At 66.9% G+C, this 4,436-nt stretch carries 4 protein-coding genes and 1 pseudogene; 4 read left to right on the forward strand and 1 reads right to left on the reverse strand.

The genetic code is table 11. The features are described 5' to 3' along the window. From K789_RS0115250 to K789_RS0115265, 4 genes and pseudogenes are all read left to right on the forward strand, one after another. Window positions 1-145: pseudogene (locus K789_RS0115250) on the forward strand (GntR family transcriptional regulator); the annotation flags it as partial. Then, window positions 141-1,661, forward strand: a complete 1,521-nt coding sequence (locus tag K789_RS0115255) for an MmgE/PrpD family protein (protein ID WP_024367513.1) — start codon at window positions 141-143, stop codon at window positions 1,659-1,661. The pseudogene K789_RS0115250 and the gene K789_RS0115255, both read left to right, overlap by 5 nt. Further along, a complete protein-coding gene (gene prpB, locus K789_RS0115260; RefSeq protein ID WP_024367514.1) occupies window positions 1,661-2,563 on the forward strand; it encodes a methylisocitrate lyase in 903 nt (300 codons plus the stop codon). Before K789_RS0115255 ends, prpB begins: the two co-directional genes overlap by 1 nt. 63 nt (window positions 2,564-2,626) lie before the next feature. Further along, window positions 2,627-3,766: a bifunctional 2-methylcitrate synthase/citrate synthase gene (locus K789_RS0115265; protein WP_024367515.1), complete on the forward strand. Its 1,140-nt coding sequence runs from the start codon at window positions 2,627-2,629 to the stop codon at window positions 3,764-3,766. Window positions 3,767-3,857: 91 nt separating this feature from the next. Here the strand turns inward: K789_RS0115265 and K789_RS25455 are convergent. Beyond that, window positions 3,858-4,436 (reverse strand): hypothetical protein (locus K789_RS25455; protein ID WP_024367516.1); only part of this gene is annotated, 579 nt, incomplete at its 5' end.

Below are 4,436 nucleotides of genomic sequence, written 5' to 3' on the forward strand. Positions count from 1 at the left end.
CCGCCGCCGAGCACGCCGCCATCGCCGAGGCGATCGCCGCCGGCAACCCCCGGCTGGCCGAGGCCGCCACGACGCTCCATCTGCACCGCAGTCTTACCCATGTCAAAGCCACCCACGTACCTCACTAACTAAGGAGCACCATGGTCAAGGAACACCACGTCCGCGTTTACAAGAGCGAGGAAAACCTGCCCCGCGAGGACCAGCTCGCCTTCAAGATTGCCAAGGTGGCCGCGGACCCCGTTGCCGTCTCCGACGAGGTCACCGACATGGTGATCAACCGGGTGATCGACAACGCCTCGGTGGCCATTGCCTCGCTGAACCGCGCACCGATCGTCGCGGCCCGCGCCCAGGCACTGACCCACGGCCCCACCACGGGCGGCAAGGGCTCCAAAGTCTTCGGCATCGAGGAGCGTGTGGCCCCGGAATGGGCGGCCTGGGCCAACGGCGTCGCCGTCCGTGAACTCGATTACCACGACACGTTCCTCGCCGCGGAATACTCCCACCCGGGCGATAACATCCCGCCGATCCTCGCCGTCGCCCAGCACGTGGGCTCCACCGGCCAGGACCTGATCCGCGGCATCGCCACCGGCTACGAGATCCAGGTCAACCTGGTCAAGGCCATCTGCCTGCACAAGCACAAGATCGACCACGTCGCGCACCTCGGCCCGTCCGCCGCCGCCGGCATCGGCACCCTGCTGGGACTCGACGTCGAGACAATCTTCCAGTCCATCGGCCAGGCCCTGCACACCACCACCGCCACCCGGCAGTCCCGCAAGGGTGAGATCTCCACCTGGAAGGCCCACGCCCCGGCGTTTGCCGGCAAAATGGCCGTGGAGTCCGCGGACCGCGCCATGCGCGGCCAGACCTCCCCCGTGCCGATCTACGAGGGCGAGGACGGCGTGATCGCATGGATGCTGGACGGCCCCGACGCCTCCTACACCGTGCCGCTGCCGACGCCCGGCGAAACCAAGCGCGCCATCATGGACACCTACACCAAGGAGCACTCGGCCGAGTACCAGGCCCAGGCGTGGATCGACCTGGCCCGCAAGCTCCACGGCGAGCACCCGGAGGTCACCGACCCGGCCAATGTGGAGTCCGTGCTGATCAAGACCAGCCACCACACGCACTACGTGATCGGCTCCGGCGCCAATGATCCGCAGAAGTACAGCCCGACGGCGAGCCGCGAAACGCTGGACCACTCCATCCCGTACATCTTCACGGTGGCCCTGCAGGACGGCGCCTGGCACCACGTCGATTCCTACGCCCCGGAGCGCGCCGCGCGTCCGGACACCGTGGAACTGTGGCACAAGGTCACCACCGTCGAGGATCCGGAATGGACCCGTCGCTACCACTCCCTCGACATCGCCGAGAAGGCCTTCGGCGGCACCGTCGTCATCACGCTCAAGGACGGCGCCGTCATCACCGACGAGATCGCCGTCGCCGACGCCCACCCGCTGGGCGCCCGGCCGTTCGCGCGGGAACAGTACGTGAACAAGTTCCGCACCCTCGCCGCCGGCCTCGTGGCCGAAGAGGAAATCGAACGCTTCCTGGCCGCCGCCGCCCGCCTGCCCGAGCTGGCCGCCGGTGAGCTGGACCAGCTCAACATCAAGGCCGCCGACGGCGTGATCGACCTGGCCGCCGCACCGAAGGGACTCTTCTAATGCTGTATTCGAAGGTCACGCCGGAACAGAAGCGGATCCGCTTCCGCGAACTCCTGGCATCCGGCACGATCCAGCAGTTCCCGGGAGCGTTCAACCCGCTCTCGGCCCGGCTGATCGAGGAGAAGGGCTTCGCCGGGGTCTACATCTCCGGCGCCGTCCTGGCCAATGACCTGGGCCTGCCGGACATCGGGCTGACCACCCTCACCGAGGTGGCCACCCGCGCCGGGCAGATCGCCCGGATGACCGACCTGCCCAGCATCGTCGACGCCGATACGGGCTTCGGCGAGCCGATGAATGTCGCGCGCTCGGTCCAGGAACTCGAGAACGCCGGCCTCGCCGGCCTGCACATCGAGGACCAGTTCAACCCGAAGCGCTGCGGCCACCTCGACGGCAAGAACGTTGTGGACCTGGACACCGCCACCAAGCGCATCCGGGCCGCGGCCGACGCCCGGCGGGATCCGAACTTCCTGATCATGGCGCGGACGGATATCCGTGCCACCGATGGCCTCAAGGCAACCCAGGACCGCGCGAAAGCGCTCGTCGAGGCCGGGGCTGACGCCATCTTCCCGGAGGCCATGAAGGACCTGCGCGAGTTCCAGGCGATCCGCGACGCCGTCGACGTGCCGATCCTGGCCAACATGACCGAGTTCGGCCAGAGTGCGCTGTTCACGGTGGACCAGCTCGCCGGCGTCGGAGTCAACATGATCATCTACCCGGTGACCCTGCTCCGTAGTGCCATGGGCGCTGCGGAGCGTACGCTGGAATCGATTAAGGCTGACGGTACCCAGGAGGCCCAGGTCGGGAACATGCTGACCCGGGCGCGTTTGTATGACCTCGTCGACTATGAGGCCTACAACAGCTTCGATACCGGAGTTTTCAATTTCCAGATCCCGGGTCAGTAAGCCCCGCATCCGACTTCCGGCTCCGGCCGGCTCAACAGGCGACAGGAACAAAGGAGTTTCAGCATGGCTGAACAAGAGATCAAAAAGGGCCTCGCCGGCGTCGTGGTGGATTACACCGCGGTCTCCAAGGTGAACCCGGATACCAATTCACTGCTCTACCGCGGGTACCCCGTGCAGGAGCTGGCCGCCAAGTGCAGCTTCGAGGAAGTCGCCTACCTGCTCTGGAACGGCGAACTGCCGTCGCCGGAGCAGCTGGCGGAGTTCACGGCCCGGGAACGCGCCGGACGATCGCTGGACCCCGTGGTCAAGCAGGTCATCGACGCGCTGCCCACCACCTCGCACCCGATGGATGTCTGCCGCACGGCAGCCTCCGTCATGGGCGCCCGGCACCCGCTCGCTGAGGACTCCTCCCGCGAGGCCAACATGGCCAAGGCTGCGGACCTGTTCGCCGCGATGCCTGCCGTGGTGTCCTACGACCAGCGCCGCCGCCACGGCCAGGAACTGGTGGAGCCCCGCGAGGACCTGGACTACTCCGCCAACTTCCTCTGGATGGCCTTCGGCGAGGAACCGGTCCAGGAAGTCGTCGAGGCCTTCAACGTCTCGATGATCCTGTACGCCGAGCACTCCTTCAACGCCTCGACATTCACGGCCCGCGTGATCACCTCGACCCTCTCGGACCTGCACTCGGCCGTGACCGGGGCGATCGGCGCGCTCAAGGGCCCGTTGCACGGCGGTGCGAACGAGGCCGTGATGCACACCTTCGACGAGATCGGCATCCGCCCGGAGGAGTCGCTGGACGAGGCAGCCACCCGCGCGAAGGCGTGGATGGAGAATGCCCTCGCGCAGAAGAAGAAGGTCATGGGCTTCGGCCACCGGGTCTACAAGCACGGAGATTCCCGGGTGCCCACCATGAAGGCCGCCCTGGACAAGATGATCGCGCACTACGGCAGGCCGGAGCTGCTGGGGCTGTACAACGGTCTGGAGTCTGCGATGGACGAGGCCAAGGCGATCAAGCCCAACCTCGACTACCCGGCCGGACCCACCTACCACCTCATGGGCTTCGACACCCCGACCTTCACTCCGCTGTTCGTCGCCAGCCGCATCACCGGCTGGACCGCGCACATCATGGAGCAGCTGGACTCAAACTCCCTGATCCGTCCCCTGAGCGCCTACAACGGCGTGGAGGAACGGCACCTGGCGTAGCCTGCAGGGCACCACACACGACGGCGGGNGGCCACCTTTCGAAGGTGACCGGCCCGCCTTTTTGCTGCTGGGCGCTGACTGGAGACGCCTGCTAGCCCGCGCTGAACTTCAGCGAGGTGATCATGCGCTTGGCATTCACATATTCGGGGGTCTGCATGTAGGCCCGGGCGGCGTCCATCGAGGGGAAGGTCTTGGCACCCTTGCGATTGGGGACTTCCTCCGGTCCCCCGACGCTGACCTGGAAGGCGTCGGCGAAGGAGTACATCGGGGACTCGGGCGGGCCATTGACGACGTTGTAGAACATGCACGTGGTGCCGTCCCGCCCGGCCAGGGTGCTGGTCAGCCCGTAGGACGCCGTGACGCCGCCTGTTTCCTGCAGCGCCCGGAAGGCGAACCTCGGTGTGACTGATCCTTTCGAGGGCTGGTACGGAAGAGCGACTTCAACCACGTCAAGAACCGTGTAGGGAACGGCGCCCTGGCATGCGCCGCCGAGTCCGCCATACGGCCCGAGGTGCAGCGACGCCACCACCACAGCGGACTCGTCCGCGACGTCCACGTCCACGTCCCCGGAACCGGCAGCCCCGGCCGGTGCGGAAACACTCCAGGAGCCCGGATAGTCGAAGCTGACCTTGCCGTCGGGGCTGGTGAACGTCCGCCAGGCCGCGGAGGA

This window comes from Arthrobacter sp. TB 26, assembly GCF_000427315.1.
Classification (GTDB): domain Bacteria; phylum Actinomycetota; class Actinomycetes; order Actinomycetales; family Micrococcaceae; genus Arthrobacter.

What these genes read in the sequence shown, in the direction of transcription:
- K789_RS0115255 (WP_024367513.1), top strand. Translation starts at nt 141, where the DNA reads ATGGTCAAGGAACACCACGTCCGCGTTTACAAGAGCGAGGAAAACCTG.
- prpB (WP_024367514.1), top strand. Translation starts at nt 1,661, where the DNA reads ATGCTGTATTCGAAGGTCACGCCGGAACAGAAGCGGATCCGCTTCCGC.
- K789_RS0115265 (WP_024367515.1), top strand. Translation starts at nt 2,627, where the DNA reads ATGGCTGAACAAGAGATCAAAAAGGGCCTCGCCGGCGTCGTGGTGGAT.